Source organism: Gluconobacter vitians (assembly GCF_015244565.1).
GTDB classification, from domain to species: Bacteria; Pseudomonadota; Alphaproteobacteria; order Acetobacterales; family Acetobacteraceae; genus Gluconobacter; species Gluconobacter vitians.
Window position 1 is genome coordinate 1 of the sequence record NZ_JABCQG010000048.1, and the last position, 4,519, is coordinate 4,519.

General features: G+C 58.0%; 7 protein-coding genes. 6 read left to right on the forward strand and 1 reads right to left on the reverse strand.

Going from position 1 to position 4,519, the window contains the following annotated elements; translation table 11 throughout:
- The 4 genes from HKD24_RS14700 to HKD24_RS14715 all read left to right on the forward strand — a co-directional run.
- Positions 1-731 (forward strand): Tn3 family transposase (locus tag HKD24_RS14700; RefSeq protein WP_194260919.1); only part of this gene is annotated, 731 nt, incomplete at its 5' end.
- A 452-nt stretch (positions 732-1,183) separates the two neighbouring features.
- On the forward strand, positions 1,184-1,648 hold the full coding sequence (locus HKD24_RS14705) for a replication/maintenance protein RepL (RefSeq protein ID WP_194260920.1): 465 nt from the start codon (positions 1,184-1,186) through the stop codon (positions 1,646-1,648).
- A complete protein-coding gene (locus tag HKD24_RS14710; RefSeq protein WP_228124476.1) occupies positions 1,645-1,824 on the forward strand; it encodes a CopG family transcriptional regulator in 180 nt (59 codons plus the stop codon). Before HKD24_RS14705 ends, HKD24_RS14710 begins: the two co-directional genes overlap by 4 nt.
- Positions 1,821-2,102 carry a type II toxin-antitoxin system RelE/ParE family toxin gene (locus HKD24_RS14715; RefSeq protein WP_194260921.1) on the forward strand — a complete coding sequence of 94 codons (282 nt, stop codon included), beginning with the start codon at positions 1,821-1,823 and terminating at the stop codon, positions 2,100-2,102. Before HKD24_RS14710 ends, HKD24_RS14715 begins: the two co-directional genes overlap by 4 nt.
- A gap of 20 nt (positions 2,103-2,122) precedes the next feature.
- On the opposite strand, the gene HKD24_RS14720 is transcribed toward HKD24_RS14715, so the two are convergent.
- Positions 2,123-3,229 carry a MobA/MobL family protein gene (locus HKD24_RS14720; RefSeq protein WP_194260922.1) on the reverse strand — a complete coding sequence of 369 codons (1,107 nt, stop codon included), beginning with the start codon at positions 3,227-3,229 and terminating at the stop codon, positions 2,123-2,125.
- A 129-nt stretch (positions 3,230-3,358) separates the two neighbouring features.
- On the opposite strand from HKD24_RS14720, the gene HKD24_RS14725 reads away from it, so the two are divergent.
- Positions 3,359-3,559 carry a hypothetical protein gene (locus HKD24_RS14725; protein ID WP_194260923.1) on the forward strand — a complete coding sequence of 67 codons (201 nt, stop codon included), beginning with the start codon at positions 3,359-3,361 and terminating at the stop codon, positions 3,557-3,559.
- A 147-nt stretch (positions 3,560-3,706) separates the two neighbouring features.
- The gene (locus tag HKD24_RS14730) at positions 3,707-4,240 is read left to right on the forward strand and encodes an RNA 2'-phosphotransferase (protein ID WP_194260924.1); all 534 of its coding nucleotides are present in this window, start codon (positions 3,707-3,709) and stop codon (positions 4,238-4,240) included.
- Positions 4,241-4,519 lie beyond the last annotated feature (279 nt).

Below are 4,519 nucleotides of genomic sequence, written 5' to 3' on the forward strand. Positions count from 1 at the left end.
ACGTCGATGGCGGGGGCGTCTCCGACCATGTGTTCGCGCTATGTCATCTGCTTGGGTTCCGGTTCGCGCCGCGTATCCCGAATATCGCCGCACGCCGTTTGCACCTGTTTAACGGCATCGAACCCGGCCCCGATATTGCGCCGCTGGTCGCGGGCCGCATCGACGAAGGTCTGATCGAGGCACACTGGGACGACGTGCTGCGACTGGGAACCTCGATCCGCACAGGCGTCGTCAGCGCCTCGATCATGCTGGAACGGCTCGGCTCCTATCCACGCGCCAACGGCCTGGCACTGGCGTTGCGCGAGATCGGTCGCGTCGAGCGTACCCTGTTCACGCTCGACTGGATCGAGCAGCCCGAACAGCGTCGCCGCGCCACCCGCGAACTCAACAAGGGAGAAGCGGAAAATGCCCTGAAACGCGCCATCTTCTTCCATCGCATCGGCCGTATCCGCGATCATGCGCTGCAAGCCCAAAGCCATCGGGCGAGCGCGCTGAACCTCGTCGCCGGTGCCATCGTCCTGTGGAACACGACCTACCTGCAAGCCGCCCGGATGCATCTCGCCAACCTCGGCCGGCCGGTCCCGCCGGACCTGCTGCAACACCTATCACCGCTCGGTTGGCAGCATATCAATCTCACCGGCGATTACCTCTGGACCGATCCCGATGCGCCATCCACCGCGCTCAGACCGCTTCGCCAGATGCGCGCCGTCGAAGGCACGGCAAAACCTTAGCGTATATCTGGGTCCGTTCTGTGTACCGACCCCGTGAAGGTTCTGCGCGTGGATATGTGGATCGCCCTTCGGGCCGCGCTCCGCCCATGGACAGCCCGTGGACAGCCCTTTGGCCTGCCCACCGTCTGCCCACAGGCTCCACGCTCGACCCACATACCCACCCGTTCAACAGGCATCAGGATTTTAATTTTTTAAAAGGAAAAGCGGTCCGTTCGGGCATCGCTCCAATGCCGATCGTCCCAGCAAAACGGACCTCCTAGATAGATCAAGAAGGGAGAAAGCCAAAAATCCGCAGAAATCCGCCATTTTCAAAAACGAAAGTAGTCAAAATTGATACCAAAAGGTGTCAAAATTGATACCTATTGTTATCTTCATTATGATACTTTATGGTGTCACACATTAGATACTTAAAGGTGCAGAAATTTGCACCTTTGGCACATTGAGGACGTAATATGGCGACGCTTTTCAACGGTCAGAGACGGTTACTCGATGCAGAGACAGGCGAGATCATCGACGCACAAGTCGTCACTAAAACCGTTGGAGACGCTGGCTTTCATAAAATTTGGCTAGCTGAAATCCTCGAACTGGTAGACGAGGTTGGAAATGCCAAGATGAAAATCTTGATGTGGCTCCTCTCGAAGGCCGATCATCAAAATCAAGTAGTCGCTACATGGCAGGAAATTGCAGAAGCCACCGGAACTAGCCGCCCAACCGTCGCCCGCCTTATGGGTGCATTGCGCAAAGCAGAAGTTATTTCCGAAATTCGCCGTTCACACTGGCGCCTTAACCCTAACATTATATTCAAAGGCGACCATCGCCAGCGCATGAATGTGCTGGTCAAATACCGCACTGAATCCGCACAGGCCGATATGTTCGACCTTGAGGCCAAACGGGCCGCGAAGAAGGATGCCGCATGATGAGCGCAAACCCGATCATCCAGCATGACGATGAGGAAACAGCGGCCTTTCTGGCGGCTGTCCAAGAAGGCATTGCTGATGCCGATGCAGGCCGCACGGTCCCATATGCTGCCGTTCGGGAATGGCTCCTGTCGTGGGGAACTGAACACGAAAAACCGGCTCCCCACTGCAAATGAGCACGGTTTTTTCCATCCAGTTCACTCGTAGATCACTCAACGACATTCAGCGCATCAAACAGCATATCGGTGAAGAAAATCCCGCAGCTGCAAGCCGGGTTGCCATTCAGATCGTCGCTACATGCGACCGTCTCGAATACCTGCCCGAGCGCGGCAGACCCGGTATTACACCCGGCACGCGAGAGCTGGTGTCCTGCTGGCCGTATGTAATCGTCTATCGCATCGCAGATTCAACGGTCGAAATCCTGCGCATCTGGCACAGTTCTCAAGACCGATAGACGGCTAACTCATATCGCTGTTACATCTTCGGCCTGTTGTCCAAGTCGTCATTCCACTTGGCATCTGGGTCTGGCAGCAGCCGCTGCATACGCTCCATTAGACTTTGTAAAAGCTCAAATATTGGCCGGAGAAGCTCAAGCCATCCCCGTGGCGCCACCGGCAGCATTAGCTCATCAGCCCGCATCTTCAGGCGGGCAAATTCGTCACGCCTGCCACTGACCCAATCCGGATTGAGTTCTTCCCAATCCCACACGTTCCGCTGGCTATTCCATCGCTCCATGTCTTCAACCGGGCCTTTGACACGCTCCGCCAGTTCCGAAGCCTCTTTCAGAATCTCTCGGCGTTTCGTATTCCTGAATTTGATGGCTTCCCTTCTCTGCTGCTCAGCTTCGGCTTCAAGCCGTTTCTGATAAACGAGCCATTCGTCTAGGTCTTGCACTTCCTGTTCGGGATCATCATCGAAAATCAGATCAGAGAGCCGCAAAGGTTTGGGCTGTTTCTCGCTCTTCTGGCACACGACCCGAACGCGAACGGCACTCACCTCTCCACGCCGCTCTATGGCCGTCACAGCAGGGCCGACATGCGCCCCCGGTTCTCTGGTCTCCCCTTGATCGGCCAGACTGCGCCGGTCGATCCTCGCGGCTTCTCCGGCCGCCTCGAGAGCGGCATTGGCGAACCGCTCCCACTCCGTCCGAATCAGATCCACCGACTTAGCGTTCGAGAGACCCACAACCACCTTGCCGGTCTCGAAATCCTTGTCGCGTAGGACGATGTGAGCGTGATGGTTCCGGGCATCGTCTCCGGACGGTCGATGAATGGCAGCCAGCCAACTGCCACGGCCAGCGGTCATACGTTCGCAGAAGTCCCGCACCAGGGCGGCGCGTTGCGCGTCGGTCAGTTCGTGCGGTAGGGCGACCATGACCTTGGTGACAACGCGCCCGTTCTTTCGGTCGGCCTGCTCCTGCTCGTCTAGCCACTTCCGGGCGGCACCGCCCCGTGAGCCGATCCGGGCAGTCGGCATCCGTTCAGCCAGCACTGCAACGGCAGCGGTCGAACGGGTAATGTAGCCGACATGAGCGCCTGCTGTTCCCGCCTGCTTCTGTGTGCCTTTCCCGATAGCCGACACGTTTACGCTATAGATTGCCACCGTTACCGCTAACGCTTTCAGTGTGTTGCCAACACCGCACGGATTACGTTAGTAATCCATATGTGCGCCCTCGCTTAATGCTCGGGATCAAAAGAGGACTGCAAAACCGTGTCTGAAGCAAGAAAAAACGATGACGCCGACCTTGCCGAACGTTACCGCACCATGATGGCGCAGAACCGGGCGCGCTCTGAAAAACACAGGGAAGAACAACGGGCTAAGGGGTTAGTGCGCGTCTCCGGTTGGATACATCCAAGCCACCGGGATGAGTTCAAGGCATGGCTAATCGGTAAGGATGAACCCAAGCCGTGATGATGCGACACAGATAGGACCAACTCGACATGAGTCGACACAGGTCGATACGACCCGACATTCCTAAAAAACCGCAGATTTCCGGTGCCTGTAGAGGGTTTGTTCTATGAAAGTGTTCGGAGCATCCACGCCTTTTTCGGCCATCCGATGAAGGATTCCGAAGTCGCCCGGCTGCTATCCCTGATCCTGCGACATGAGCCGGAACGGATCGGCCTGAAGCTGGACGGACAGGGCTGGGCGAAGGTGGCCGACCTGATCCGGCTGGCGAAACGAGCGGGCAAGCCGTTCGATCTCGACACCCTGCGACGGGTGGTCGAGATGAACGACAAGCGGCGCTTCACCCTCTCGCCGGACGGCCTGCGCATCCGGGCCGCGCAGGGTCATTCCCTTCCGGTTGATCTCGACCTCCCCGCCGTCCAGCCACCTGATCGGCTCTGGCATGGCACCGCCCGCGACAACCTGCCCTCGATCTTTCGGGAGGGTCTGAAACCGGGCCGCCGCCAGATGGTCCATCTTTCCACCGACCGGGATACGGCGCAGCGTGTCGGAGAGAGGCACGGAAAGGCCGTTATTTTGGCCGTAGAGGCCGGTCTGATGTTTCGGAATAGGATTTCCTTCTATCAGGCCGACAACGGCGTGTGGCTCGTTCCTAGCGTCTCTCCGGCCTATCTGACGTTCTGACGGGAAACATGGACTGTCCCCACACATTCCTTCCCCTTGAGCAAATCCCCTCTTGCCCGGTTCTACTGGTCCATCAGGTTCGGAGCGAGCGCAGCGCGGGAGCGGCGTAGCCCGCCGTAGGCGTCCGGACGTGTTCGCGCCTGCTCGCGCGTACACTCCCACCGTGAAGGGGTCAGGACATAGAACGGGCACAGATATACGCTAAGCGTCTCTGCGCGCACTTATGGGTCGACTCTATGCGTCGACGACTCCAGCATTCCAAAGGCATCCATCGGACAG

What these genes read in the sequence shown, in the direction of transcription:
- HKD24_RS14705 (WP_194260920.1), top strand. Translation starts at nt 1,184, where the DNA reads ATGGCGACGCTTTTCAACGGTCAGAGACGGTTACTCGATGCAGAGACA.
- HKD24_RS14710 (WP_228124476.1), top strand. Translation starts at nt 1,645, where the DNA reads ATGATGAGCGCAAACCCGATCATCCAGCATGACGATGAGGAAACAGCG.
- HKD24_RS14715 (WP_194260921.1), top strand. Translation starts at nt 1,821, where the DNA reads ATGAGCACGGTTTTTTCCATCCAGTTCACTCGTAGATCACTCAACGAC.
- HKD24_RS14730 (WP_194260924.1), top strand. Translation starts at nt 3,707, where the DNA reads ATGAAGGATTCCGAAGTCGCCCGGCTGCTATCCCTGATCCTGCGACAT.